General features: G+C 69.0%; 24 protein-coding genes. 17 read left to right on the top strand and 7 right to left on the bottom strand.

The window, feature by feature from the left end:
* The first annotated feature begins 431 nt into the window (after window positions 1-431).
* From ACYR7D_RS24420 to ACYR7D_RS24385, 8 genes are all read left to right on the top strand, one after another.
* A complete protein-coding gene (locus ACYR7D_RS24420) occupies window positions 432-1,427 on the top strand; it encodes a helix-turn-helix transcriptional regulator (RefSeq protein ID WP_459546857.1) in 996 nt (331 codons plus the stop codon).
* Window positions 1,424-2,398 (top strand): helix-turn-helix transcriptional regulator, encoded by a 975-nt coding sequence (locus ACYR7D_RS24415; protein ID WP_459546856.1) that lies wholly within the window; start codon window positions 1,424-1,426, stop codon window positions 2,396-2,398. The genes ACYR7D_RS24420 and ACYR7D_RS24415 overlap by 4 nt, the downstream gene beginning before the upstream one ends.
* A gap of 165 nt (window positions 2,399-2,563) precedes the next feature.
* Window positions 2,564-2,815, top strand: a complete 252-nt coding sequence (tatA, locus tag ACYR7D_RS24410) for a Sec-independent protein translocase subunit TatA (RefSeq protein WP_459546855.1) — start codon at window positions 2,564-2,566, stop codon at window positions 2,813-2,815.
* A gap of 171 nt (window positions 2,816-2,986) precedes the next feature.
* On the top strand, window positions 2,987-3,955 hold the full coding sequence (gene tatC / locus ACYR7D_RS24405) for a twin-arginine translocase subunit TatC (protein ID WP_459546854.1): 969 nt from the start codon (window positions 2,987-2,989) through the stop codon (window positions 3,953-3,955).
* A 69-nt stretch (window positions 3,956-4,024) separates the two neighbouring features.
* Window positions 4,025-6,724, top strand: a complete 2,700-nt coding sequence (locus ACYR7D_RS24400) for a DEAD/DEAH box helicase (protein WP_459546853.1) — start codon at window positions 4,025-4,027, stop codon at window positions 6,722-6,724.
* 77 nt (window positions 6,725-6,801) lie between these two features.
* Window positions 6,802-7,614 (top strand): DUF4333 domain-containing protein, encoded by an 813-nt coding sequence (locus ACYR7D_RS24395; RefSeq protein WP_459546852.1) that lies wholly within the window; start codon window positions 6,802-6,804, stop codon window positions 7,612-7,614.
* Between the two features lie 327 nt (window positions 7,615-7,941).
* Window positions 7,942-8,490, top strand: a complete 549-nt coding sequence (locus ACYR7D_RS24390; protein ID WP_459546851.1) for an STAS domain-containing protein — start codon at window positions 7,942-7,944, stop codon at window positions 8,488-8,490.
* A 179-nt stretch (window positions 8,491-8,669) separates the two neighbouring features.
* The gene (locus tag ACYR7D_RS24385) at window positions 8,670-9,422 is read left to right on the top strand and encodes a GAF and ANTAR domain-containing protein (protein WP_459546850.1); all 753 of its coding nucleotides are present in this window, start codon (window positions 8,670-8,672) and stop codon (window positions 9,420-9,422) included.
* Window positions 9,423-9,499: 77 nt separating this feature from the next.
* On the opposite strand, the gene ACYR7D_RS24380 is transcribed toward ACYR7D_RS24385, so the two are convergent.
* Entirely contained in the window at window positions 9,500-10,468 is a 969-nt protein-coding gene (locus ACYR7D_RS24380) for a 5'-3' exonuclease (protein ID WP_459546849.1), read from the bottom strand.
* Window positions 10,469-10,538: 70 nt separating this feature from the next.
* On the opposite strand from ACYR7D_RS24380, the gene ACYR7D_RS24375 reads away from it, so the two are divergent.
* Window positions 10,539-11,672 (top strand): M24 family metallopeptidase, encoded by a 1,134-nt coding sequence (locus ACYR7D_RS24375; protein ID WP_459546848.1) that lies wholly within the window; start codon window positions 10,539-10,541, stop codon window positions 11,670-11,672.
* Window positions 11,673-11,765: 93 nt separating this feature from the next.
* Here ACYR7D_RS24375 and ACYR7D_RS24370 read toward each other — a convergent pair whose 3' ends face one another.
* Window positions 11,766-12,170, bottom strand: coding sequence for a pyridoxamine 5'-phosphate oxidase family protein (locus tag ACYR7D_RS24370; RefSeq protein ID WP_459546847.1), 405 nt, complete (start codon window positions 12,168-12,170; stop codon window positions 11,766-11,768).
* A 106-nt stretch (window positions 12,171-12,276) separates the two neighbouring features.
* On the opposite strand from ACYR7D_RS24370, the gene ACYR7D_RS24365 reads away from it, so the two are divergent.
* The 4 genes from ACYR7D_RS24365 to ACYR7D_RS24350 all read left to right on the top strand — a co-directional run bounded on the left by ACYR7D_RS24365 (window position 12,277) and on the right by ACYR7D_RS24350 (window position 15,848).
* A complete protein-coding gene (locus ACYR7D_RS24365; protein WP_459546846.1) occupies window positions 12,277-13,041 on the top strand; it encodes an SDR family NAD(P)-dependent oxidoreductase in 765 nt (254 codons plus the stop codon).
* Window positions 13,042-13,082: 41 nt separating this feature from the next.
* Window positions 13,083-14,336: a precorrin-6y C5,15-methyltransferase (decarboxylating) subunit CbiE gene (gene cbiE / locus ACYR7D_RS24360; protein ID WP_459550271.1), complete on the top strand. Its 1,254-nt coding sequence runs from the start codon at window positions 13,083-13,085 to the stop codon at window positions 14,334-14,336.
* Window positions 14,337-14,451: 115 nt separating this feature from the next.
* Window positions 14,452-15,075: a hypothetical protein gene (locus ACYR7D_RS24355; protein ID WP_459546845.1), complete on the top strand. Its 624-nt coding sequence runs from the start codon at window positions 14,452-14,454 to the stop codon at window positions 15,073-15,075.
* On the top strand, window positions 15,072-15,848 hold the full coding sequence (locus ACYR7D_RS24350) for a cobalt-precorrin-6A reductase (protein WP_459550270.1): 777 nt from the start codon (window positions 15,072-15,074) through the stop codon (window positions 15,846-15,848). Before ACYR7D_RS24355 ends, ACYR7D_RS24350 begins: the two co-directional genes overlap by 4 nt.
* Before the next feature lie 72 nt (window positions 15,849-15,920).
* Here ACYR7D_RS24350 and ACYR7D_RS24345 read toward each other — a convergent pair whose 3' ends face one another.
* The 3 genes from ACYR7D_RS24345 to ACYR7D_RS24335 form a co-directional block, all read right to left on the bottom strand.
* On the bottom strand, window positions 15,921-16,373 hold the full coding sequence (locus ACYR7D_RS24345) for a PadR family transcriptional regulator (RefSeq protein WP_459550269.1): 453 nt from the start codon (window positions 16,371-16,373) through the stop codon (window positions 15,921-15,923).
* Window positions 16,374-16,502: 129 nt separating this feature from the next.
* On the bottom strand, window positions 16,503-18,101 hold the full coding sequence (locus tag ACYR7D_RS24340) for a precorrin-2 C(20)-methyltransferase (protein ID WP_459546844.1): 1,599 nt from the start codon (window positions 18,099-18,101) through the stop codon (window positions 16,503-16,505).
* Entirely contained in the window at window positions 18,098-18,733 is a 636-nt protein-coding gene (locus ACYR7D_RS24335) for a precorrin-8X methylmutase (protein WP_459546843.1), read from the bottom strand. Before ACYR7D_RS24335 ends, ACYR7D_RS24340 begins: the two co-directional genes overlap by 4 nt.
* A gap of 192 nt (window positions 18,734-18,925) precedes the next feature.
* Between ACYR7D_RS24335 and ACYR7D_RS24330 the strand changes: the two genes are divergently transcribed.
* A complete protein-coding gene (locus ACYR7D_RS24330) occupies window positions 18,926-19,573 on the top strand; it encodes a CatB-related O-acetyltransferase (RefSeq protein ID WP_459546842.1) in 648 nt (215 codons plus the stop codon).
* A 486-nt stretch (window positions 19,574-20,059) separates the two neighbouring features.
* On the opposite strand, the gene ACYR7D_RS24325 is transcribed toward ACYR7D_RS24330, so the two are convergent.
* Both ACYR7D_RS24325 and ACYR7D_RS24320 read right to left on the bottom strand, forming a co-directional pair.
* Window positions 20,060-20,938, bottom strand: a complete 879-nt coding sequence (locus ACYR7D_RS24325; protein ID WP_459546841.1) for an alpha/beta fold hydrolase — start codon at window positions 20,936-20,938, stop codon at window positions 20,060-20,062.
* A 375-nt stretch (window positions 20,939-21,313) separates the two neighbouring features.
* On the bottom strand, window positions 21,314-22,315 hold the full coding sequence (locus ACYR7D_RS24320) for a TetR/AcrR family transcriptional regulator C-terminal domain-containing protein (RefSeq protein ID WP_459546840.1): 1,002 nt from the start codon (window positions 22,313-22,315) through the stop codon (window positions 21,314-21,316).
* Window positions 22,316-22,559: 244 nt separating this feature from the next.
* Here ACYR7D_RS24320 and ACYR7D_RS24315 point away from each other — a divergent pair, with 244 nt between their 5' ends.
* From ACYR7D_RS24315 to ACYR7D_RS24305, 3 genes are all read left to right on the top strand, one after another.
* The gene (locus ACYR7D_RS24315; protein ID WP_459546839.1) at window positions 22,560-23,789 is read left to right on the top strand and encodes an FAD-dependent monooxygenase; all 1,230 of its coding nucleotides are present in this window, start codon (window positions 22,560-22,562) and stop codon (window positions 23,787-23,789) included.
* A gap of 23 nt (window positions 23,790-23,812) precedes the next feature.
* The gene (locus ACYR7D_RS24310) at window positions 23,813-24,265 is read left to right on the top strand and encodes a VOC family protein (protein ID WP_459546838.1); all 453 of its coding nucleotides are present in this window, start codon (window positions 23,813-23,815) and stop codon (window positions 24,263-24,265) included.
* Window positions 24,266-24,824: 559 nt separating this feature from the next.
* The gene (locus tag ACYR7D_RS24305) at window positions 24,825-25,040 is read left to right on the top strand and encodes an alpha/beta fold hydrolase (RefSeq protein WP_459546837.1); all 216 of its coding nucleotides are present in this window, start codon (window positions 24,825-24,827) and stop codon (window positions 25,038-25,040) included.
* The last annotated feature ends 73 nt before the right edge of the window (window positions 25,041-25,113 follow it).

Below are 25,113 nucleotides of genomic sequence, written 5' to 3'. Positions count from 1 at the left end.
TGGCGCGCTGGCGCGCGCGGGTTCGGGGCCCCCTTGTGTCTCGGGTCTTCACTCCCGCCGGTCGGTCGCTGCGCTCCCTCCCTCTGGTCGCTCCAGACCCGAGACGGGCCCCGAACCACGGAGGACACCCTCCGCGAAAACACAACCACCGAGACACCCCCCGGCCAGGGAAGTCACCCGTATGCACTCCCCACACGGAACCACCCCGCAGTCCGGCAGCTCCGACCTCGGGAACAGATGGTCCGCATCTGGCGTAACCACCCAGCGCCGAGGCTTGCGAGGCCCATAAAGGGTTGAGCCCGCGTCGTGCTTCAGCCCGCGAAGCGCATGCGCCGCAGGCGCGAGTCTCGAGTGCTGAAGCACGACGCCAAGGGGGCTCAACCCCGCGGCGCCGCAGGCGCCGCCAAATAACACTGCATTACCCTGTTCGGGTGGCGATATCCAAGGTCGAGCGGCTGATGAATCTGGTCATCGCGCTGCTGTCGACCCGGCAGTTCCTGACCGCGGAGCGAATCCGGGAAAGCGTCGCGGGTTACGAGGATTGTGCCAGCGACGAGGCGTTCAGCCGTATGTTCGAGCGGGATAAGAACGAGCTCCGGGATCTGGGCATACCGCTGGAGGTGGGGCCCTCCGGGCAGTTCTCCACCATCGAGGGGTACCGGATCAACCGGGACGCCTACGAACTACCCGATATCGACCTGACCAGTGAGGAGTCCGCGGCTGTCGCCGTGGCCCTGCAGATGTGGGAGTCTCCCGAGCTCGCGTCGGCCGCCGCCGGGGCGTTGTTGAAGTTGCGGGCCGCCGGGGTGCATGTGGAGACCGATACCGCGTTCGCCGCAATCCCCGCGGTGCCCGCGCGTACCCGCGGGTCCGAGCCCGTGCTGGGAAAACTGCTGGCCGCTATCGACGCCGGTCGAGCGGTGCGGTTCGAGCATCGGGGCGCGAGCAACGCCCCGTATCTGATGCGCGATGTGGAGCCGTGGGGTGTGGTCACGTTACGGGGCCGCTGGTATCTGGTGGGGCACGATCGGGACCGTGACGCCGTGCGTACCTTCCGGCTGTCCCGGATCGGCGAGGAGATCACGCCCTATGGTCCGCGTAACGCCGTCCGCGCGCCCGCCGGGACCGACCTGCGTGAGATCGTCACCCGCGTCACCGGTAGCGCGCCGGTGACCGGTTCGGCGACGATCTGGGTGGCGCAGGGCCGCGGGCGGGATCTGCGCCGGATCGGTGAGGTGACCGGAAGCAGGGTCGTCGCGGGCCGGCCGGGGAGTGTGCTGGAGGTGCCGATTCGTTCGCAGTACTGGCTGGCCCGGCTGATCACCGGGCTGGGCCCCGACGCACTGGTGCTGGAGCCCGCGGAACTGCGGGCCGATGTGATGGCGCGGCTGCGCTCGGTGATCGGCCGCAGTGAGGTGGCGTTGTGAGTACCCGGCTGTCCGCGCGGCTGTCGCGCCTGTTGAACATGGTGCCGTATTTCGTGGCCAATCCGGGTATCAGCGCGGCCGAGGCCGCCGCGGATCTGGGGGTGAGCACCAAACAGTTGATGGCCGATCTCAATCAGCTGTGGATGTGTGGCCTGCCCGGGTACGGGCCCGGTGACCTGATCGATCTGTCGTTCTCCGAGGAGAGCGTGCAGGTGACCTTCACCGCCGGGATCGAACGTCCGCTGCGACTGACCTCCACCGAGGCGACCGCGGTGCTGGTGGCGCTGCGGTCGCTCGTGGACCTGCCCGGCATGGTGGATCCGACGGCCGCGCATGCGGCGATCGCCAAACTCGAGGCGGCGATATCGGGGGCCGCGCCGACCGGTGTCACCGGTGGCGGTGCGGCGGGTGATCCGCCCGCGGAGGCCCCCGCGGTGGCCGCCGTGCGTTCGGCGGTGGCGGCGCGCCGGGCGTTGCGCCTGGAGTACTACTCGGCCAGTCGCGATGTGGTTTCGGAGCGGGTGGTCGATCCCATCCGTATCGTCGCCGTGGACGACAACAGCTATTTGCAGGGGTGGTGCCGCGAGGCCGAGGGCGTGCGGTTGTTCCGCTTCGACCGGATCGAATCGGCGGCCGAGCTCGACGAGCCGGCCCACCCGCCGCGTGAGGTCCGCGATACCGCGGAAGGGCTGGACCTGTTCCAGGACGATCCCGCGGTGCCGCTGGCACGGTTGTCGATCGCCGCCGATCACGCCTGGGTGCTGGAGCAGTATCCGATGCACCGGGTGGCGCTCCACCCGGACGGTCGCCTGGAGACGACGATGCGGTTCGCCACCCTGGACTGGATGGCGCGCCTGGTGCTCGGGTTCGGTTCCGGGATCACCGTACTGGGCCCGCCGGAGCTGGTGGAGGCGGTGCGGGATCGGTCCGAGGCGGCGCTGGCGGCCTATGCCGCGGCCGGTTTGGGGTAGCCGGTCCGAGTGGGGCCGGGCGGGCACGCGACCCCGGAATCCGGTGTTCCGGTAACCACCGGTTCACCCGCGGTGCGATGTGTGGGTCGTCGCTCCCGGTTGCGTTCGGGGCCGCCGTTGCGCCAGGTAGCATCGGTAAGACCACAGTCTTGGGAGGTAACCACAATGGGCAGTCTGAGCATCTGGCACTGGCTGATCATCGCGGCGCTGTTCGTGGTGTTCTTCGGCGCGAAGCGGATGCCCGACGCGGCCCGCAGTCTCGGCCGGTCGCTGCGCATCTTCAAGAGCGAGGTGAGCGAGATGCACAACGACGGTAAATCCGCGAGCCCCGCCGCGCAGCCGGCTCCGGAGCTGCCGTCCGGCCGTGAGGCGGGTACGTCCACCACGGAGACCCGGAGCGAGTCGAAAACGCTCTGAGGCCCGTATCCGTGGAGTCGGCCGGCCGGCGCCGCGGATACGACGGCTGTCGACCCGGCGCTGCCGACCGGGCCCTGACCGTAGCCCGGGCGAGAAACCGTCACGGGGCCATGGCGCAGTGCCGCAGGCCGAGCGGAGCGAGGCACGCTGATACGAGGGCATCCATACACCATGCGAATTCCGTTCGACCCCCGGCGCAGTAAACGCCGGACCAATCCCGACGGCACGATGTCGCTGGTCGAGCATCTCCGGGAGCTGCGGACCCGGCTGTTGATCTCGCTCGCCGCCGTTGTCCTCACCACGATCGTGGGCTTCCTGTGGTATGCGCATTCGTTCCTGGGCCTGGACAGTCTCGGTGAGATCCTGCGCGGCCCCTACTGTGACCTCCCCGCGTCCACGCGCGCCTCGCTCTCCCCGGACGGGGAATGCCGATTGCTGGCCACGGCACCGTTCGAGCAGTTCATGCTCCGCTTGAAAGTCGGTGTCACGGCGGGTGTGGTGCTGGCCTGCCCGGTGTGGCTCTATCAGGCGTGGGCCTTCATCACGCCGGGTCTGTACCCGAAGGAACGCAGGTATGCGATCGGGTTCGTGGCCACCGGTTCGGTGCTCTTCGTGGGTGGCGCGGTGCTGGCGTACTGGGTTATCGCCCACGCCCTGAGCTTCCTGCTCAGCATCGGTGACAATGTGCAGATCACCGCCTTGAGCGGTTCGCAGTACTTCGGTTTCATCATCCAGCTGCTGATCATCTTCGGTGTCAGTTTCGAAACGCCGCTGCTGATCATCGGCCTCAATCTGATCGGGATCCTTCCCTACGAGCGTTTGAAGGCGTGGCGGCGCGGCATCATCTTCGGTCTGTTCGTCTTCGCGGCCATCGTCACGCCGCAGGATCCGTTCTCGATGCTGGCGCTGGCGCTGGCGCTGACCGTGCTCTTCGAGTTCGCGGTGCAGTTCGCCCGGGTCAACGACAAACGACGGGCCCGGCGCCGGGAGCGGGAATGGGGCACGCTCGACGACGAGGAGGCCTCCCGGATCGAGGCGCCGGGCTCGGTCGGCCCGGCGACGCCGATCCGGCCCGCCGATCCGGTACCCGCTCCCGGTTCCACCGACCGGACCACCACGGACTATTCGGACACTCTCTGATCGTCACCGGCCGGTTCGCGCGGTTTATCGGCGCGACCGGTGTCGGGTTCCTCGATTAGTCTCGGACCCGTGACACCGAACGCGTCGCTGACCGCCGAACTGTCCCGGTTCGCCGCCCAGCTGACATTCGAGCTGGACCCCTTCCAGCGCCAGGCCTGTACCGCCCTCGAGGAGGGGCACGGGGTACTGGTCTGCGCGCCCACCGGCGCCGGTAAAACCGTCGTCGGGGAATTCGCGGTGCATCTGGCGCTGGTCTCCGGCGGCAAATGCTTCTACACCACCCCCATCAAGGCACTGTCCAACCAGAAATTCGCCGACCTCACCGAACGCTACGGTCGAGCGCGGGTGGGTCTGCTCACCGGCGATCAGTCGATCAACCCGGACGCCCAGGTGGTCGTGATGACCACCGAGGTGCTGCGGAATATGATCTACGCCTCCTCCGATGCGTTGCGCGCGCTGTCGTATGTGGTGATGGACGAGGTGCACTACCTGGCCGACCGGTTCCGCGGCGCGGTCTGGGAGGAGGTCATTCTCCACCTGCCGCCCGAGGTGCGGCTGGTGAGCCTGTCCGCCACGGTGTCCAATGCCGAGGAGTTCGGTGCCTGGATGGAGACCGTGCGCGGGAACACCACGGTGGTGGTGGACGAGACCCGTCCGGTGCCGCTGTGGCAGCACGTCATGGTCGGCCGTCGTATGTTCGACCTGTTCGACAGCGAATCCTCCGACCAGCGGGTGCTGGTGGATTCCGATCTGGTGCGCTATATCAAACAGCGCGAGGCCGCCGATCGGATGGAGGGCTGGGGCGGCCCCCGCGGGCGTGGCGGTCCGCGGCGCTTCTTCCGTCCGCTGCCCCGGCCGGAGGTGCTGGCCAAGCTGGACGACGAAGGTCTGCTGCCGGCCATCACGTTCGTGTTCAGCCGGGCCGGCTGTGATGGAGCGCTGGCCCAGTGCCTGCGCTCCGGACTGGATCTCAGCGGTGACAGTGATCCCGAGGTGATCGACGCGATCATCGACAAGCACACCGGGGAGCTTCCTCGTTCCGATCTCGAGGTGCTCGGTTACTGGGAATGGCGGGAGGCGCTGCATCGGGGCCTGGCGGCGCATCATGCCGGGATGTTGCCCGCGTTCCGGCACACCGTGGAGGATCTGTTCGTCAAAGGGCTGGTTCGCGCCGTTTTCGCTACCGAGACCCTGGCGCTCGGTATCAATATGCCCGCCCGCACGGTGGTGCTCGAACGGCTGGTCAAATTCAACGGGGAAACGCACGCGGAACTCACCCCGGGGGAGTACACGCAGCTCACGGGGCGGGCCGGGCGTCGCGGTATCGACGTCGAGGGACATGCGGTGGTGCTGTGGCAGCCGGAGGTGGACACCAGTGCGGTCGCGGGTCTCGCCTCCACCCGGACCTATCCGCTGCGCAGCTCGTTCCGGCCCGGCTACAACATGTCGATCAACCTGATCGACCGGCTCGGTGCCGAAGAGGCCCGTATGCTGCTGGAGCGTTCCTTCGCGCAGTTCCAGGCGGACCGGTCGGTGGTCGGGCTGGTGCGCGGTATCGAACGCAATGAGGGGCAGTTGCGTAAGCTGGCCGCCCAGCTGGGGGGCGAGGACGGTGACTTCCTCGAATACTTCACCTTGCGGGAGCGGATCAAACAGCGCGAACGCCGGCTCGATCAGCAGACCCGGACCGATCGGCGCACCGCGGTGGTCGCCGCGCTCACCGAGCTGCGTCGCGGTGATGTGGTCGCCATCGGCGCGGGGCGCCGGGCCGGGCTGGCGGTGATCCTGGAGCCCGACGCCACCCCTGGCGATCCTCGGCCGCTGGTTCTCACCGAGGACAAGTGGGCCGGCCGGGTTTCGGTCGCCGATTTCCCGGTTCCGGCGCAGCCGCTGGGCCGGATGCGGTTGCCCCGCCGGGTCGATCACCGGACCGCCCGCACTCGCCGCGATCTGGCGTCGGCACTGCGCAGTACCGGAATCACCGCGCCGCACCGGCCGCGCCGTGACAAACGCGCCCACGGGGCCGATGATCCCGAGCTCGCCACGCTGCGGCGCACCTTACGTGCCCATCCGGCGCATTCCCGGCCGGACCGGGAACAACTGGCCCGCATCGGGGAACGGTACAACCGGGTGCGGCGGGAGACCGAGACCATGCGGCAGAAGGTCGCGGCGACCACCAATTCGCTGGCTCGCACCTTCGACCGGATCGTCGGCCTGCTCGAGGAGCGCGGGTTCGTCCGCGACGGGGAGGTCACCGCCGACGGGCGGCGGCTGGCCCGTATCTACGCCGAAAGCGATCTGCTGGTGGCCGAATGCCTGCGCCAGGGCCTGTGGCGCGGGCTCGGGCCGGCCGAACTGGCCGCCGTGGTATCGATCCTGGTGTACGAATCGCGCTCGGAGGGCGGGTATCTCGGTGCCGCCGGCCCGACGGCGCCCATTCGGCGCGCGGTGGCCGATACGATTTCCCAGTGGTCCCAGCTGCGCGAAGACGAGGCCGAACACCGGCTGGCGCCGAGCCGGGAACCCGATCTCGGGTTCGTGACCGGTATCTATAAATGGGCGCGTGGTGACGCGCTGGCGGATTCGCTGCTGGCCAGCGGTGATCAGGGAACACCGCTGTCGGCCGGGGATTTCGTGCGCTGGTGCCGGCAGGTCATCGATCTGCTCGATCAGATCCACACCACCGCGGACGATACCGAAGTCGCGGCGACCGCGGCCAAGGCCGTGCGGGCGATTCGGCGTGGCGTCGTCGCGGTGGACGCGGCGTGAGACCATCGATTGTGATTTGATTTCAACCGCACGCGGGGGGCTACCGTGTGTTTGACGATGCGAGTGGAGGCAACCAGATGAGCGGGCCGTACGGACCGAACGACGTCCCGGGAACCGGGGAGGGACGTAACGATCCCACCCAGGTCTGGGGTGGGCAGCAGCCGCCCGGCGGCGCGCCGCAGTGGGGGAGCCAGCAGCCCTCGCAGCCCCCGGTGAATCAGCCCGATCCGCAGCAGGCGCAGCCCACTCAGCAGTGGGGTAGCGATCCGGGCGCGCAACAGTGGCAGCCCGCGCCCCAGCCCCCGCAGCAGCAGTGGAGCCAGCCACAGCCGCAACCGCAGCAGCCCCAGCCGCAGCAGTGGGAGGGGCAGCAGCAGTGGGGGCAGCAGCCCCAGCAGCAGTGGGGTGACCCCAACCAGCAGCAACCGCAACAGCAGTGGGGCGACTCCGGTCAGCAGCAACCGCAGCAGCAGTGGGGTGATCCGGGTCAGCAGCAGTGGGGCCAGCAGCAGCCGCAGTCCGGGCAGTGGGGCCAGCCCGCCCCGCAGCAGTGGGGGCAGCAGCCGGCTTCCGGGGGCGGCAAGAAAACCGGCTTGATCATCGGACTCGCGGTGGCCGCCCTGGTGGTGGTCGGTGGCGTGGTCGCGGCGATTCTGCTGCTCACCTCGAAGGACCAGCTCGATCAGGCGGCCGTGCAGACCGGGGTGGCGAAGGTGCTCGAGGATTCCTACGGGATCGAGGATGTGAAGGATGTCCAGTGCCCGGCGGGCCAGGAGGTCGCGGTGGACGCGACGTTCACCTGTGATCTGAAGGTCGGCGGCGAGGCCAAGAAGGTCAATATCAAGATCACCAAGGAGGACGGCACCTACGAGGTCGGCCGCCCCAGCTGATTCGCACGACGGTTCGTCCCCGCCGGAAGCTGCTACCGGCGGGGTTTTTCCGTTTCCGGTGGGTGTGCGCGAACCGTCGGCCCGGCGGTGTTCTCCCGGGGTGCTCGGTCCCGCCGCGCCGGATAGCGGCCGAGGTGCCGGCTCGGCTGCTCTTCCGGCACGAACAGTGCCGGCATGTATGCTGTGGGAGCACGGGTTCACGAATTTGCCTTGAGAAGCAGGGTTGGCGTGACCGGATGCTTCGCGCATCCCGATCCGATTCGGATGCATATGAATCCCCATGTCAGCACTGCGCCTGTCTTTTCGACTCCTTCCTCACGCCGGTATATGAGATCACCCGACCAGCAACTGGCTTTCCGCCTCCGGCGCCGAGGGGACATCATCGTCCTGTCGGCCCGCGGCGAGGCGGACGCCTACACCCTGCCGTTGTGGCGGCAGCAGGTGCGGGAGGCCGTCGAGGCGGCTCGAACCGCTCGGGGCGCGCTCATCGTCGACGCCACCAGGCTCGACTTCCTCTCGCTGCGCACCCTTGCCGCCCTGGCGGAGGAGGCCCGGCGGTGCCGTGGCGACGGTGTGGAGATATGCCTGGTCACCTCCGACGTCCGGCTCGTCCGCATCGCCGGCGGCGACCCCCGGCTCGCCCATTTGTCCGTCCGCTCGACCGTGGTCGGGGCATTGACCGTTTTCGAACTGCACAAGCGGAGCACACCGTCGGTCGTCCGCCCGCCCCGCTACCAGCCGCCGCGGATTCTTCCGGACGAGCCGGAATTCGAACCCGAAGTACGTTTGCGCCTGCTGTCCGGGGGGAACGCCGCCGGGCCCGGGAGCGATTTCCAGGGTCCGCAGCAACCGGCTTCCCTGCGGCGCGGCCGGTAGCCGCGTCCGGGATACCGATCGCTTCCGCCGCCGTGGCTGTCGCCGAAGCGCCGCTGCCGAACGTCACGCCGAAGGGCGACATAAGGTGGGTGCTACGCACCCATTCCCCGGAAGCGGAGCCGGGCGTCCTCGCCGCGCGGTGTCCGGGCGGGGACTGTCCGAAAGGCGGTATCGCACCGATGACGGCGGAGACGCACGGCGGCCCGGGCCATGAGCCGGGGCAGGAGACCACCGCTACCGGGAGCTCCGCGGAAGATCTCGCCGTGCGATTGGGCGATCTGGCCCGCTACCTGGAAGCCCAGGACGATGTGAAATCGACGCTCGCGGGGATCGTCGAGACCGCGGTGCACACGGTGCCCGGCGCGGCCTACGCGGGAATCTCGGTTTTCGCCGGGCGGAAGACGATGCGTACCCCGGTCGCCTCCGCGGATATCGTCTACCGGGTCGACCGAGCCCAGATCGACACGGGCGAGGGACCGTGCCTCGATGTGCTGTACGAAACGCATACCGTATCCCTGCCGGATACCTCCGACGAACCCCGGTGGCCGCGTTTCGCCGCCCGGGCCGCCGAGCTGGGCATCGGCAGTATGCTGTCCTTCCGGCTCTACGTCACCGCTCAGGACCTCGGCGCCCTCAACGTCTATTCTCCTCTGCCCCGGGCTTTCACCCCCGAATCCGAGCGGGTCGGCCCGCTTTTCGCCGCCCATGCCGCCGTGGCCATGGCCTCCGCCCAGCAGGTCACCCAACTGGAGCAAGCGATCGATACCCGTGATCTGATCGGTCAGGCCAAGGGCATTCTCATGGAGCGGCACAAACTCACCGCCGATCAAGCTTTCGCCCTGCTCGTGCGCGCCAGCCAGCATACGAATACCAAACTCGCCGTTATCGCCGGATATCTCTCCGATACCGGGGAGCTCCCTTCGCCTCGATAAGCGAGTCGCACCCCGCCGGGCGGGCACCGATCCCGGCGACCGTTCGATGTCCGGCCCGCCGGTGCGGCCGCGGGAACTCAGGCGCAGGTGGCCAGAGCCTTGACGAGCCGCTCGACCGGGCTCTCCGCGTTGTAGCGGCGAGCCAGTTCGTACAGCGCGTCCATGTCGGCCGGGATGGGATGCAGGATATCGGGCCGGGACAGGATCACATCCGCGTCCCGAACCACACGTACCACCGGGGCCGCCGCGTCCAGATACTCCGCCGCGGCCCGCAGTTTCGCGCGGACCCCCTGGGCGAGGTCCGAACCGGGATCGTCCACGGCGGCCCGCAGCGCCTCGAGCGAACCGAACCGTCGGATCAACGTGGCGGCGGTTTTCTCGCCGATACCGGCCGCACCCGGCAGGCCGTCGGAGGAATCCCCGCGCAGGGTCGCCATATCCGCGTAGGCGGGGCCGGCGTTCTCCCGCGGCACACCGTATTTCTCCGCCACCTCGGCGGGACCGAAGAGCTCCGCCTTCGCCAGGCCACGACCCGCATACAGCACCCGAACCGTCGGTTCGGGGGTGTCACGGACCAATTGCAGCAGATCACGGTCACCGCTGACCACGATCACCGGGTCGGTGCGCTCGGTGGAGGCGAGGGTACCCAGGACATCGTCGGCCTCCAGACCGGTGGCACCGCCGGTGGCGATCCCGGCGGCGGCCAGGACCTCGAGGATCATCTCGACCTGTGGGGTGAGCCGGTCCGGTACGTCCTCGGCGCCCGGCGCGGCCGTCGCCGAGGTATCGAGGCGGTGGGTTTTGTAGGTGGGCACCAGCTCCACCCGGAAGCGCGGCCGCCACTCCAGGTCCAGGCATACCACGAGCCGCGCGGGCCGATGGCGGGTGATGAGGGAGGCGACCATATCGGTGAAACCGCGCAGCGCGTTCACCGAGCGGCCGTCGGGTGCGATGATCTTGTCCGGGATGGCGTGGAAAGCCCGGAACCACAGACTCGCTCCGTCCAGCAGCAGCAGCGGACGCGGCGTGGATTCGGTCGTAGTCACCCGGCGAATCTACCGGGCGGCACCGACCGATCAGGTGTTCCGCCCCATGATGCGGGGTAAGTTCGAGATCATGAGCGCGCATTCGGAATCACGGTTCGCGGCAGATGTCTACGGGGAACGACTGGAGCGGGCGGTGCAACTCATCCGCGAGGCGCACCTGGACGCGCTGCTCATCACCCCCGGCCCGGATCTGAGGTATCTCATCGGCTCGGCCGCCGAATCGTTCGAGCGGCTCACCTGCCTGGTCGTCACCTCGGACAAGGCCACCCCTTCGGTGGTGGTCCCGAAATTGGAGCTGGCCGGGCTGCGTGATTCCGCGGTGGACGAACTGGGCCTGCGGGTCCTGGACTGGGTCGACGGCGTCGACCCGTACCAGCTGGTGCGATCGGCCCTGCACATCGGCTCGCGGGTGGCGGTGGCCGATGCCATGCCGGCGTTGCATCTGCTGCCGCTGGCCCGCAGTTTCAGCGGTCTGCCCGTCTCGGCGACTCCCGTCCTGCGCGAAATGCGGATGATCAAGGACGCCGCCGAGATCGCCGCGCTCCAGCGGGCGGGTGCGGCCATCGACCGGGTGCACGCCCGGATGGCGGAATTCCTGCGCGTCGGGCGGACCGAGGCGGAGGTCGGCCGGGATATCGCGGACGCCATCGTGGCCGAGGGGCATACCGGGGCCGCGTTCGTCATCGTCGGTAGCGGGCCCAACGGCGCCAACCCGCACCACGAGCTCTCCGACCGCCGGATAGCGGCCGGTGACGTGGTCGTCGTGGATATCGGCGGCCCGGTGGAACCCGGATACTATTCCGATTCCACCCGCACCTATGTGCTCGGTGAACCCGATGCCGATATCGCCGCCCGCTGCGCTGTACTGGAACAGGCCCAGGCCGCGGCGGTGGCCGCGGTAGGTCCCGGTGTCCGGGCCGAAGCGGTGGACGCGGCCGCCCGGCAACCGCTCGAGGCGGCGGGCTACGGTCCCGCCTTCGTGCATCGGACCGGCCACGGTATCGGGCTGTCGGTCCACGAGGAGCCCTACATCGTCGCCGGTAACGATCTCGAACTCCGGCCCGGGATGGCCTTCAGTATCGAGCCGGGCATCTACTTCCCCGGCGAATGGGGTGCCCGCATCGAGGACATCGTGGTGGTCACCGAGGACGGATGCGTTTCGATGAACCAGCGCCCCCACGGTCTCACCGTGCTTCCCGCCTGACCGTTCGCCGGGAGCGCGTCTACGACGCGGTCCGGCAGGGCCGGTGGCCGGCCGGATCACCGCGCAGCCGGACGCCGATCGGGGCGCACCGGATCACGGGTTGTGCAGCGCGACTCCGCACAGCACGCGCTGCACCTCGATGACCAGCACCACCCGGGCCGGATTCTCCCGCGGGGTCCGGTAGCGTTCGGCGTAGCGGCGTTCGGCTTCGCGGACCGCGGCCGGATCGTCCAGGACCACGGCCCTGCCCTCCAGGGTCAGCCAGCGGCGTCCGTCCACCTGACCGACCGCGGCATAGCCGGAGCGCCGGGCGTTCCGTGCCTTCACCGAATCCCCGCTGGTGATCACCCGGACCAGCCCGGCGTCACCGTCCCAGGTGAATCCGACGGGCACCACGTGTGGGGTACCGTCCGCCCGCAGGGTGGTGAGGGTGGCCAGATGCCGTTCGGTGAGGAACTCGACGGCGGCCGGAGACAATTCGACAGTGCTGAGCGCCATGTACAGACCGTAGCGGGCGGCGGGGACGTATCTCGGCCGGTGTCACCGGACACGACCGTGTCTCCCGGTTCGGGGCGTATGCCCGCCCGGATGACAGACTGAGCGCATGGTTGTGCGTCGTACACGAGAGATCGACCCGGGAACGGTGCTGGTGCTGGGCGGCCGCAGTGAGATCGGCCTGCAGGTCGCGCTGCGCCTCGCACCGGGCCGGGCGGTCGTGCTGGCCGCGCGGCGGTGCGAGGATCTGGACGCCGAGATCGCGGCGCTCACGGCGGCCGGGGCGACAGCGGTGCATCCGATCGAATTCGACGCCGACGATACGGCGAGCCATCCCGCTCTCCTGGGCAAGATCGCCGCCGATTACGGGCCGATCGGTGTCGCGGTGCTGGCGTTCGGGGTGCTGGGCGACCAGGTCCGGGCCGAATCGGATCCCGCCCACGCCCTGGCCGTGGTGCACACCGATTACACGGCGCAGCTCAGCGTGCTCACCGTCCTGGCCAACGAACTCCGCGCGCAGGGCAGCGGTCAGATCGTGGTGTTCGGCTCGGTCGCCGGTGTCCGGGTGCGGCGGGCCAACTACGTCTACGGCTCGGCCAAGGCCGGACTGGACGGTTTCGCCAGCGGTCTCGCCGACGCTCTGCACGGCAGCGGTGTGCACCTGTTGCTCGCGCGACCGGGTTTCGTCGTCGGCCGGATGACCGAGGGTATGCACCCCGCCCCGTTCTCCAGCACTCCCGACCAGGTCGCGACGGCGGTGGTCGCCGCCCTCGGTCGTCGTGCGGGGCGGATCTGGATTCCGGGCATCCTGCGCCCGGTGTTCTTCGGTATGCGGCTGCTGCCCCAGGCCGTCTGGCGGCGGCTACCACGGTGAGCCGTGTTCCGGGCCCCGCCGCGGAACGGGTACCGGCGGCGGTGGTGACTCGTGCCCCGGCCACCGGGTTCCGCTGGACGGGTGCTCCCGTTCCCGTCGTGGGTATCGGCGCCGACGGCTGGGCCGGTCTGCCGGAGCGGTCGCGGGCGGTGCTGCGGGAGTGTGTGGTGCTGCTGGGTTCGCCCCGTCAGTTGGCCTTGCTCCCCGACGAGGTGGAGGCTCGTCGCGAGCCGTGGCCCGCACCGCTGCTTCCCGCGCTGCCCGAGGTGCTGACCGGCCACCGCGATACCCAGTTCGGGGTGCTGGCCAGCGGTGACCCCATGTTCTACGGGATCGGTACCACGCTGGCCCGGTTGCTCGGGCCCGAATCGTTGCGGGTGTTCCCGCAGCCCTCCTCGGCGTCCCTGGCATGCGCCCGGCTGGGCTGGTCGTTGCCGGAGGTGAGCATCGTGAGCGCGGTCGGCCGGCCGCTCGAACGATTACTACCCGAACTGGCCGACGGCCGCCGGATTCTTGTGCTCAGCGCCGACTCCGGAACTCCCGCCGCGGTGGCGGAACTGTTGCGGCGCAACGGTTTCGGTCCATCGACTCTCACGGTGCTGGAGCAGCTGGGCGGACCTGCCGAGCGGCTGGTGACCGGTACCGCGGCCGACTGGCACGAAGTACCGGGCGATCCGCTCAATATCGTCGCCGTCGCCGCGGTGGGCGAAGCGGTCCGGCCGCGGCTCACCCGGGTACCCGGACTGCCCGACGGTGTCTACGGTGGTGACGGCCAGCTCACCAAGACCGAGATCCGGGCGCTCACCCTCGCGGCGCTCGCGCCCGCCCCCGGTGAGACGCTGTGGGATATCGGCGGCGGCTCGGGCACCATCGCCATCGAATGGTGTCGCACGCATCCGGCCTGCCGGGCCGTGACGTTCGAAATGCTGGAGCGGCGCCGCGCGCAGATCGCGGCCAATGCCGCCGCGCTGGGTGTGCCCGATCTCGAGATACGGGGTGAGGCGATGGCCGAACTCGGCTCCGCCACCGGGCTCACCGCGCCCACCGCGATCTTCCTCGGCGGCGGGCTCACCACCGCCGGTCTGTTCGAGCGCTGCTGGTCCCGGCTGCGCGCGGGCGGGCGGCTGGTGGCCAACGCGGTCACCGCGGAATCGGAAGCCGCGCTGGTGCGCTGGTCGGCGGCACACGGTGGCGAATTGCGCCGGTTCCAGATCTACCGCGGGGAACCGCTGGGCCGCTTCACCACCTGGCGGCCACAGTTGCCGGTGACGCAGTGGTCGGTCGTGAAATATTGAGCGGAAGCCGTTCTCGGAGGCGGGAACCCGAATGGACGAATCGGGTATCGGTAGTAAGGTCACTGTGGTTCGAGCGTGGGTCACGCGGACCCGCGCGCAACGGGGAGAACGATAAGTGAAATACAAGAAGTTCGCCGCGACCGCGATCATGGCGGCCGCCGCCACCGGTATCGCCGCAGGCACCGGGTACGCCGCCCCTGCTCCCGCGGCTCCCGCCGTCGAACAGCAGCAGAACGCGGTTCCGGAGGTCACCGGCCACGATCGCGGCGTGGATTACACCCTGAGCCTGGCCGAGGCCGGTACCGCGCTGGTCACCACCGTCTCCGGGGGCGCGTTCAGCCTGGATGCCGCCAACAACGCGGTGGTGCTGACCAATGCCGCCGGGGAGCGCCTGACCAGTATTCCGCTTTCCCAGGAGACCGGCGGCGAGGTCGTCGCGGTGGCCGCCACCATCGACGAGGACAGCAGCCGGCTGACGCTCACCCCGCAGGCCACCCCGGTCGCGGGCGCACCGTCGCAGGCGGAATTCATCGGCGCCCAGCAGTGGTTCATGAGCGAGCTGCAGCGGGCCTCGCTGGGCGCGGCCGTGGGTGCGGCGATCGGCGCCGGTGTCGGTTTCCTGTTCCTGGGTGTCGGCCTGATTCCGGGCGCGATCATCGGGGCCGGTATCGGCCTGGCGGTCGCCGGCGGCCCGCCGCTGCTGGATGCCGCCATCGCCTACTTCAGCGGCCAGCCCTGAGAATTCTGCTGCTGGGCGGTACCGGCGAAGCCCGGGAACTCGCCCACGCACTCACCGGCGAGCGGGGACTCGAGATCGTGTCCTCGCTCGCCGGTCGCGTTTCCGATCCGGTGCTACCGGCCGGCGCGGTACGGATCGGTGGTTTCGGGGGCGCCACCGGGTTACGCGCCTGGCTGGTGGACCACCGGATCGACCTCGTGATAGATGCCACGCATCCCTTCGCCGCGACCATGACCGCCCACGCCGCGCGCGCCACCGCGCAACTCGGGCTTCCGATGATCCGGCTGAGCCGTCCCGGCTGGACCGCCGGGCCGGGCGACCGCTGGTACCGGGTCCTCGACACGCCCGCCGCCGCGCGCACCGCCGCCGGGCTGGGCGGTCGCATTCTGCTCACCATCGGCAGGCAGGGGGTGGGCGCGTTCGCCGGTTACGCCCGGCCCTGGTACCTGATCCGGGCCATCGACCCGCCCGGCCCCGAACTCCCGCCGCGCCACGAGATCCTGCTTGCCCGAGGGCCGTTCACGGTGGACGAGGAATCCGAACTGCTGGCCCGCCACCGTATCGATGTGCTGGTAACCAAGGACAGCGGGGGCGCGGCCACCGTCGCGAAACTCACCGCCGCCCGCGCGGCGGGTATCCCCGTGGTGATGATCGACCGCCCCGCCGTGCCACCGGATGTGGTGGTGGCCGGTACGGTCGCGGCGGCGCGGGCACTCGTGGTGGAGCACAGGGCCCGGGAGTCCGGCGCCGAGGGAAAAACGGCACCGGATTGATATTCCACCCGTATCGGCCGCGGGAGAGCCGGTGGCGGCGGCCCGGTGTGCACGCGATTCCGGGCGGTGGGATCACGGAGAGAGCAGTCCGGGTAACCGGTCGAACCAATCCAGTACGGCGCGTTCGTATCCGATACCGAATTCGAGGGTGGCCCGGGTGAAGGGCGAGAGCGTTTCGAGGTCCTCGGCGCGGTAGCGGTCCAGCCGTTCCTGGTGGATCTTGCGACTGTTGTCGATGATGGTGGCCAGATGCGCGGGATCGAGGTGGCCGCCGAAATGCAGGGTGAGCAGGAGCGGGAAACGGATGGTCTCCGCGCTCGGATCGCGGGCGATCCATTCGGCGAACTCGGCGCGCCCGGCATCGGTGATGTGGTACGGGGTGCGGTCGCGGGCTCCGGTCTCCCCTTTGACCACCAGACCGGCCGCGTCCATCGTGGCGAGTTCCCGGTAGACCTGACTCTGGGTGATGGTCCAGAAATCGCCGATACAGTCCTGTGCGCGCGTCACCAGATCCCAGCCGGACATCGGCCCCTCGTGCAGGAATCCGAGCAGTGAGGCGGCCGTGGAGTTCAGTGGCCGCTTCGTTTTGCCGTTCACCACATCTTCCTTCCACCGACACTATTCCATAGTGGAATGCTATCGGATGACGCGCGATCAGGCGTGGTAGCGGCGGGAGGTGAAGACTCGGGGCGTACCGCCGTCGCCGACGACGGAGGTGGTGGAGGCGCCGATGATCAACAGGGTCCGCATATCCACTTCGTCGGGATCCAGATCGCCGAGGGACAGTACCCGTACCGACTCCGTGGGCCCGCCGACGTCCCGTCCCACGACCACGGGTGTATCCGCGCTCCGGTGCTCGAGCAGGATGTCCTTCATCGCACCGACCTGCCAGGTGCGCCGGCTCGAGGCCGGGTTGTACACGGCGATCGCCATATCCGCCGCTGCCGCCGCGGCCAGCCGCCGCGCCACCACATCCCACGGTTTGAGGCGGTCGGACAGCGAGATCATCGCGTAGTCGTGGCCCAGCGGCGCACCGACCCGGCTGGCCACCGCATGGGCCGCCGTCACACCGGGCAGTACGCGCACCGGGACACCGGCCCACTGCGGATCGGCCGATTCCTCCAGCACCGCGGCGGCCATGGCGAACACTCCGGGGTCACCGGAGGACACCACGGCCACCCGGGCGCCGCGCCGGGCGAGATCCAGGGCCATGGCGGCGCGTTCGGATTCGACCCGGTTGTCGCTGGCGTGCCGGCGTTGTCCCGCGCGGACCGGTACCCGATCGATGTAGGTGGTGTATCCGACCAGGTCGGTCGCCGCGGCCAGGGCCGCGGTGACCTCGGGGGTCGTCCAGTTCGTATCGCCCGGACCGAGTCCCACGACCACGACCTCGCCGGTACCGGACGACGCGGGAGGGGCCCCGGGCGCGGCCGGGCGTGCGGTCGTCCGGTGTGTTCCGGGCGCGGCGTCCGAGGTGGCGGGGCGGGCCGTTCCACTTGTGCTCCGGGTTCTCCCGAGGGCCGTGGTGGGTTCGGGGCCCGGAACGATGGCGATCGCGAAATACGGGACCTGCGCGTCGTCCGCTTCGTCCGCCGCCAGTACCCGTTCCCGCCCGGTACTGGCCCGCTCCACGTAGTACGCGCGATCCAGCCGGCCGGAATCGGCGAGCGCCTTGCGGACACCGGGGTAGGTGCGGCCCAGTTTCATGATCGCGGCCGCGTCGCTGTCGGCGAGGCGACGGGTGAGTTCGGCGGTGGGCATGGTGCCGGGCAGGACCGTCAGCACCTGTTCACCCTCCACCAGTGGCGTCCCCAGCGCCGCCGAGGCCGCGCTCACCGAGGTGACGCCGGGGACGATCTCGGTGTCGAACCGGTCGGCGAGCCGGCGGTGCATATGCATGTAGGAGCTGTAGAAGAGCGGATCGCCGGCGGCCAGCAGGGCCACCGACCGGCCCGCCGCCAGATGCGCGGCCAGCCGTTCGGCGGCCGTGGCGTAGAACTCGTCGATAGCGCCCTGATAGCCGCCCGGATGATCGGTGGTCTCGGTGGTCACCGGATAGATCAGATGTTCCTCGAGCTGCCCTGGCCGCATATACGGTTCCGCGATACCCCGCGAGATACTGCGCCCGTGGCGGGCACTGTGGAACGCGATCACATCGGCTTCGGCGATGATCCGCGCCGCCTTCACGGTCACCAGTTCCGGGTCGCCCGGGCCCAGCCCCACACCCCACAGTTTTCCGGTCCGCACGGTCATTCCTCTTCGGTCGCGATCGCGTTGAGCGCCGAGGCGGTGATCGCGCTGCCGCCGCGGCGACCCCGCACCGTCAGGTAGTCGAGGCCGGTGGTCGCGGCCAGTGCTTCCTTGGATTCGGCCGCCCCCACGAACCCCACCGGTATCCCCAGCACCGCGGCGGGGGCGGGTGCGCCCGCCGCGATCATGTCCAGCAGGTGGAACAGGGCGGTCGGGGCGTTCCCGATGGCCACCACCGCACCGCCTAGCCGGTCCCGCCACAGCTCCAGCGCGGCGGCCGAACGGGTGGTGCCGAGCCGGGCCGCCAGATCCGGCACCCGCGGGTCCCGCAGCAGGCACAGCACCTCGTTGCCGGCGGGCAGCCGGTTACGGGTGACACCCGAGGCGACCATATTCGCGTCGCACAGGATCGGCGCCCCCGCCCGCAGCGCCGTCCGCGCCGCCCGCACCACGCCGGGGGTGAACAGTACGTCCCCGGCGAGATCGACCTGGCCGCAGCCGTGAATCATCCGCACCACCACCTGCGCGATATCGGCCGGAAACCGGTCCAGCGCGGCCTCGGATCGAATGATCGAAAACGACCGGCGGTAGATTTCGTCCGCGTCGGTGAGGTAGCTGGTCGGTGCGTCGGGCATGCCGACACCCTATGCCGCGCCGGGGTGCCGAGCCGGTGTGGGTGGCGGGAAACCGGGCCGCTCCCGGCACGCCGCCACGGTGATAGGCCCTCGGCCTCCCGCGCACGAGCTACCGGAGGACCCGCCGCACCGGCACCGTAGATTGGTTGCCGTTCACTGTTGTGACAATGCTCGACCGCAGGAGGATCGCCCGTGCCCGCTCCCGACCCCACCCTGTTGTATCCGTCCACCCGTCCGGATCTCACGAACGTGATATTCCTGGCCAACCAGGTGGATTCGCCGTTCATCGAGGTAGGGGAGTTCACCTACTTCGACGACGAGGGCAGCGGCGTGCCGTTCCAGGAGGCGAACGTTCTCTACAACTACGGGCCGCAGCGGCTGGTGATCGGGCGGTTCACCGCGATAGCCCCGCGGGTGACATTCGTGATGCCCAGCGGTAACCACCCGATGGCCGGGCCGTCGACCTACCCGTTCACCATGTTCGGGGGTGAGTGGACGGAGAATACGCTCGAGGTGTTCACCGGGATCGATCCGCTGCCCGATACCGTGATCGGCAACGATGTCTGGATCGGGCGTTCGGCCACGATCATGCCCGGGGTGACGATCGGAGACGGCGCGGTGGTCGCCGCGCACGCGGTGGTGACCAAGGATGTCGAACCCTATGCGATCGTCGGGGGCAATCCCGCCCGGCATATCCGTACCCGTTTCACCGCGGAGGAGGTCGAGCTGCTGTTGCGGGCACGCTGGTGGGATTGGCCGACCGACCTGATCACCGCGCACGCCGCCACCATCATGGGCGGTACTGCGGCCGAACTGGCCGCGATCGCCGATTCCCGCTGACCGGCAGCCGTTCCGCCGCAGCCGGCCCACGGCGCGCCCGCCCCGCTACGTTGCTGTATGGCAGGAGTTTCCGTGGCCGTCGCTTTGCGGATACGCGCTGTCGGCAAAGGGTGTGAGCCTCGTTCCATGCCTGTTCCACCGTTGATCCGACGCACCCTCGACCTCGGCAACGGCTACGGTAGTCTCAACGCGTTCGCGGCGGAGACCAGCCGTGCTACGGCGGTTCGTCCCTCGCGCGGTTCATCGATCCGGGGCGGAATGTGTGGTGGCTGTTCGGCCCGGCGAGCGCGGCTGCGCCGGAACCGTCCTGGGAGCCCGGGAACGCCGGTACGGAATCGTCGGTTCACGCCACCCTCTGCGCGGTACTGCGTGAGTTGACTCCACCGGAGTGAGTTCCGGCGGGAGGAGAACGGAAGCCGTGGCGGTACGGACCGCACCGAGCCGGCCGGTACCGGCTCGGTGCGGGTGCCGCGGTCCGGGCGGGCATCATTCGGCCGTATGGGCGAGGACGGCGGTGGCCAGTTCCTCGTGTACCTCCGGCGGCAGCGTATGGCCCATACCCGCCACGATCTTCAGCCGCGCGCCCGGGATCTGCTCGGCGATGATCGCGCTGTGACCCGGTTTGGCCGGTTCGTGGCTGCCTTCGACGACCAGCGTGGGTGCCGTTATCCGAGAGAGCGCGCCCACCGGTTCGAAATCCGGATCGGCTGCCGCGGCCAGCCGGTGGTTGGCCACCGCGGACAGGTCGCGGGCCCGGTCGTGGATCCGTTCCTGCAGCCGGCGTGCCGCGTCCGCGTCGAACGGTAGCCCGGTGCCGTGCAGTACGCGCTGCTCGGCGATCATGCCGTCGATCGCGGCGCGCCGGTTCTCCGGCGGCGGGGCGGCCAGCAGCGAGCGGTAGAAGTTCACGAACTCCGGCGTCGGTTCGGGCAGGCTCCCCTCGGGCTGCGGCTGCCCCATCAGTGCCCGCATGATCACCTGACCTTCGCTGCCGCCAAGCGGGGAGGAACCGATAACGGTCAGTGAGCGCACTCGCTCCGGCCGCTCCACCGCCACGAACTGGGCGAGCAGTCCGCCCGCCGAATGGCCGACCAGATGCGCGCTCGCCAGGCCGTGGGCGTCCAGCACGCGGTACACGTCGTTCTTGATGGCGTGCCACGTGTACGGTTCCGCCGCGAAGTCGACGGTCTCGGACAGTCCGGTGTCGCGGTGGTCGTACCGGATCACCCGGCGTCCTCCGGCGACGAGGCGGCCGATGAATTCCTCCGGCCACAGGATGCCCTGCGACATCGACCCCATGATCAACAGGATCGGCGCGTCCGTTGCGGCGCCGAACTCCTCACTCCAGATTTTCACATCACGCATAGCGCAGAGCATGTCCTTCCGGCCGTTGCGGCCTCGTCGGGGAATTCTGGGTACGACCGGGCCCTACCTGGCCCCGTGCCTGCCGTGCCGGGACCATCCGTTCCTGGCGGTAGCGGTGTTCCGTGGTGGCACGGGGCGCGCCACGTAACGTTGCGCGGCAGGGCGAATGGGGTAGGTGCCGTGCTGCTTTCGCATAGAAATCGCGCCTTTCGTGAAAACCGTAGAAGCCGGGCTTCCGGCAGGGCGTAAGAGAAATCCCGAGCCGTACCGCTTCATTCGTAGTACTCTGCCTGCAGTGGTTTGAACCATAGTACTACGGACGGAGTGGTGTCAAGGCCTGGCGTGAATCGCGGACGTCACCCCTTCGGTAACCGCTCACGACGGTTCTGTCGTGCCTCGCGAGCTTTTCCCGGTCCGGCCTGCGACCAGCACGGCGAAGCCGTCGAGGTGCCGTGCGAGTCCGTATTCGAACAGTCCGTCGAGATCTGCCGTCGTATCCTCGGGAGTCGCCGCGAGCAACGGAAACCGCCCGGTCCCGAGGAGTTCTTGCGTACGTGCCCGTGCCGCCGTCCGCCATCCGTCGAGAGTGACGCCGGTGTTCTGCTCGGCTTCGGCTTCTTCGGTTCTGGACAACGCAACCGTGAGAACGAGTGAGTGCAGGGTGAGAGCTTCGCGCATCCGGATCTCGGCGGAAAGCCCCAGCCCGTCGAGCGCGCGGAGTATCCATTCGGTATGCGCCATCATGTTGGGAGCGAGCAGGGGGCGGGTGAACGAGACGATTCCGGGCAGCCAGAGATGCCGTCGGCACAACTGCCATTGCAGGCGGGCGATCCGTTCGAGGTCGACGCGCCACCCGCGTGACCCCGGTTGCGGGAGGGGGAGCTCACCGAAGGCCTCATCGGCCATCTGGGTCAGCAGTTCGTCCTTGTTCGCGACGTAGCGGTACAGCGACATCGGTCCGACACCGAGTTCGGCCGCGAGACGCCGCATCGATACCGCGTCGAGCCCCTCCGTATCGGCGATCTCGATAGCACTGCGCAGCAGGGCTTTCCGGTGTGGCTCCCGTTCGGTGGGTCCGGGCCGCCGCATCGTCGGAGTGGTGCGCGGGTGTGGCGCGGGGGAGTCGGTCCTCCGGCTCCGGCCGCCGAACGCGCTGACCACCGTGCCCGCGCCGACCCGTGCTTCGACCAGCCCTTCCGCGCGCAGGACCGCTGTCACCTTGGTGGCGGTCGCGACCGCGACCCCCCACCGCTGGGCGATCTGCCGGATGGAGGGCACCCGGTCGCCGGGGCGCAGGTCGCCCCTCGTGATCCGGGCGCGGATCTCCGCGGCGATCGCCTGATAGGGCGGTCCCGGATGTCGTGCCGGTGACGGCATGGCCCCTCCGATGTTCCGATACGGTCCGTGTCCATCAGAGTGTACTAGTTCACCGGCGGCGGTGAACTAGTACACCAATTGTCATCAAAAGTGTTGTTCGGCAACGTTTATGCCTAATCTCTAACCGGAACAAATACGACGTACGAGTCGCTGTAGTGCGGACCTTCGCACGTCCATCGCCACTTCCGGTCACCGGCAACCGCCGGGGCGGGTCGTCGGCTCCGACGAGACAGCAGGAGAATCAATGGAGAACCGGAACATTCTGATTTCCGGTGCCGGAATCGCCGGGCCGGCCCTGGCGTACTGGTTGCACAGGTACGGCTTCCGGCCGACCGTGGTGGAACGCGCCCCCGAACCGCGCAGCGGCGGTCACGCGGTCGATATCCGCGGAACTGCCCGGGAGGTGGCCGCCCGGATGGGTATCGTCGCGCAGGTCCGCGCGGCGAACACCGGAGCGCGGGGTATGGCGTTCGTCGATGCCTCGGGCAAGCGCGTCGCGACCATGGGTGCGGAGGTCTTCGGGCATTCGGGCGGCCCGGTCGCCGAATTGTCGATCCGCCGTACCGATCTGGCGCGGATCCTCTACGAGGTCACCCGCGACGACGTCGAGTATGTGTTCGACGAGACGATCACCGCCGTCGAGCAGGGCGACGACGGCGTACACGTCCGGTTCCGGCGCGGCGCCACCAGAAGGTTCGATCTGCTGATCGGCGCGGACGGGGTGCATTCCACCGTCCGCCGGCTCGTCTTCGGGCCGGCGGAGCGGTATCTGCGCGACCTCGGCTGCTACCTGTCGTTGTTCACCATCGGCACCGAGATGGACCACGACGGCTGGCGGCTGATGTACACCATGCCGGCGGGCAACGGCCGGCCCGGGCGGACCGCGGGTATCTATCCGCAGCCCGAGCCCGGTACCGCGCTGGCCGGATTCTTCCTGCGCTCGGCCCCGCTGCGCTACGACCGCAACGATATCGATGAGCAGAAGCGGATCGTGATCCGTGCCTTCGAAGGAGATGGGTGGGAGGTTCCCCGGATGCTGGCCGCCATCTGGGAGGCAACCGATTTCTATTTCGACAGGGTGCTCCAGGTGGAGGTCGACACCTGGTCGCGCGGCCGGACGGTACTGCTCGGGGATGCCGGTTACTGCGCCTCGCCGATGTCCGGTATCGGCACCAGTCTCGCGCTCGTGGGCGCCTACGTCCTGGCCGGCGAACTGGCCGCGGCCGACGGAGAGCACAGCCGCGCCTACGCCGCCTACGAGCAGAAGATGCGCCTGTTCACCGACCGTGCCCAGAAATTCGCCCGCGGTGCCGGAGACGGGGGCCTCATGCCCGATTCGCCGGCGCAGATCTGGCTGCGCAACCGGATGGTCCGGATGCTGCGGTACCTGCCGAGAAACCTCGTCGGTCGTGGCATGGAGAAGGTGGCCGACACCATCGACCTCGGCGAATGCCGGATCCCGGCGGCTCGTTGAAATCCCGGTAGAAGGAAAAGGTTATGCGAACGAGTACATTCCTGTGGTTCGACGGCTGCGCGGAGGAAGCCGCCGAACACTACACCCGCCTCTTCGCCGACGCGGCGATACTCGACCGGCAACAGGACGCGGACGGCCGGGTCACCACCGTGGTCTTCGAACTGGCCGGGCAGCGGTACATCGCCTACAACGGTGGTTCGCGGTCCGCTGCCGGCGGCGCGATCTCGCTGTATCTCGAGTGTGACACCCAGGAGGAAGTGGATACGGCGTGGGCGATTCTCGCCGACGGTGGGCGGGAAGGCCCGGGTGGTTCCCTGATCGACCGCTTCGGGGTCATCTGGCAAGTCGTCCCCACGGCGCTCGCCGAACTGCTGGGGGAGGCCGACCCGGAGGCGGCCGAGCGAATTCTCCAGGCGGTCCATGCCATGACGAGAATCGATATCCAGGGCTTGATCGACGCCCGTGCCCGGGGATGAATGTGGTGCGGGGCGCCTTCCGTCCGTCCGGGCGGCCGCTCGTCGGGAGTGATCGATCGGCACGGATTCGCGGGCGGCGCCTCTGGCCGGAGTTCCGGAACGCACCGGGTGAAGCGCCTCCGGCGGCCACCGTCTGGAAGGTCACCGTGTGCGGGTGTCCGAAACGATCACGCGGCGGATGGTATCCGTGAGCTCCCGGCGTCGTACTGCGTGATCGACCCATCGCGGCACGGGTCTGCTGCCTTTCCCCGCAACCGTGAGGGCGAAATTTTATGGTATGTCCATACCACTTTGGTGGTATGTTCATATCGTAAAAGCGGAGGAGAGGGAGCTCATGCCGAAGATCGGGCAATTCACCGACGACGAGGCGAAAGCCGTCCATCAGCGCGCGTACAACACCCTGGCGCAGCGATGGCCGGTGCCGTCGACGATCAGCGATATCGAAACCTCTTTCGGGACAACGCGAGTCCGCGGATCCGGAGGGGTGGTGGCGTCCCGATCCTGCTGCTGCCGGGGATCTCGGGCAACGGGATGGTATGGCATCGCTTCATCTGAGCAGATGACCGCACTGACCGCGCCGCTACTGGTGCTTTTCGGTGCCGATACCGTGGTCAGCGATCCCGAACGCGGTGCCGCCCGCGTCCGCGCTCTCATCCCCTCGGCGGAGATCGAGATCTATCCGGGTGTCGGCCACGACCTGCTCTGGGCGAATCCGGAGCAGGTGATTCCGCGCTTTCTGGCCTTCGTCGACAGTCACGATCAGGTACGCGCCTGAATCGAGCGGAGTCGCGGAACCGGTGCCGGCCCCGTTCCGGAGAAATTCGCTCCGGTTCCCGGCTCCGCCGCGG

This window comes from Nocardia sp. X0981 (assembly GCF_977089955.1).
This window is presented reverse-complemented; position numbering and strand designations above follow the sequence as displayed.

What these genes read in the sequence shown, in the direction of transcription:
- ACYR7D_RS24345 (WP_459550269.1), bottom strand. Translation starts at nt 16,373, where the DNA reads ATGTCCGGCTGGGATCTGGTGACGCGCGCACAGGACTGTATCGGCGAT.
- ACYR7D_RS24340 (WP_459546844.1), bottom strand. Translation starts at nt 18,101, where the DNA reads ATGACCGTGCGGACCGGAAAACTGTGGGGTGTGGGGCTGGGCCCGGGC.
- ACYR7D_RS24370 (WP_459546847.1), bottom strand. Translation starts at nt 12,170, where the DNA reads ATGGCGCTCAGCACTGTCGAATTGTCTCCGGCCGCCGTCGAGTTCCTC.
- ACYR7D_RS24315 (WP_459546839.1), top strand. Translation starts at nt 22,560, where the DNA reads ATGGAGAACCGGAACATTCTGATTTCCGGTGCCGGAATCGCCGGGCCG.
- ACYR7D_RS24320 (WP_459546840.1), bottom strand. Translation starts at nt 22,315, where the DNA reads ATGCCGTCACCGGCACGACATCCGGGACCGCCCTATCAGGCGATCGCC.
- ACYR7D_RS24310 (WP_459546838.1), top strand. Translation starts at nt 23,813, where the DNA reads ATGCGAACGAGTACATTCCTGTGGTTCGACGGCTGCGCGGAGGAAGCC.
- ACYR7D_RS24305 (WP_459546837.1), top strand. Translation starts at nt 24,825, where the DNA reads ATGACCGCACTGACCGCGCCGCTACTGGTGCTTTTCGGTGCCGATACC.
- tatC (WP_459546854.1), top strand. Translation starts at nt 2,987, where the DNA reads ATGCGAATTCCGTTCGACCCCCGGCGCAGTAAACGCCGGACCAATCCC.
- ACYR7D_RS24385 (WP_459546850.1), top strand. Translation starts at nt 8,670, where the DNA reads ATGACGGCGGAGACGCACGGCGGCCCGGGCCATGAGCCGGGGCAGGAG.
- ACYR7D_RS24325 (WP_459546841.1), bottom strand. Translation starts at nt 20,938, where the DNA reads ATGCGTGATGTGAAAATCTGGAGTGAGGAGTTCGGCGCCGCAACGGAC.
- ACYR7D_RS24390 (WP_459546851.1), top strand. Translation starts at nt 7,942, where the DNA reads ATGAGATCACCCGACCAGCAACTGGCTTTCCGCCTCCGGCGCCGAGGG.
- ACYR7D_RS24375 (WP_459546848.1), top strand. Translation starts at nt 10,539, where the DNA reads ATGAGCGCGCATTCGGAATCACGGTTCGCGGCAGATGTCTACGGGGAA.
- ACYR7D_RS24365 (WP_459546846.1), top strand. Translation starts at nt 12,277, where the DNA reads ATGGTTGTGCGTCGTACACGAGAGATCGACCCGGGAACGGTGCTGGTG.
- ACYR7D_RS24335 (WP_459546843.1), bottom strand. Translation starts at nt 18,733, where the DNA reads ATGCCCGACGCACCGACCAGCTACCTCACCGACGCGGACGAAATCTAC.
- ACYR7D_RS24395 (WP_459546852.1), top strand. Translation starts at nt 6,802, where the DNA reads ATGAGCGGGCCGTACGGACCGAACGACGTCCCGGGAACCGGGGAGGGA.
- tatA (WP_459546855.1), top strand. Translation starts at nt 2,564, where the DNA reads ATGGGCAGTCTGAGCATCTGGCACTGGCTGATCATCGCGGCGCTGTTC.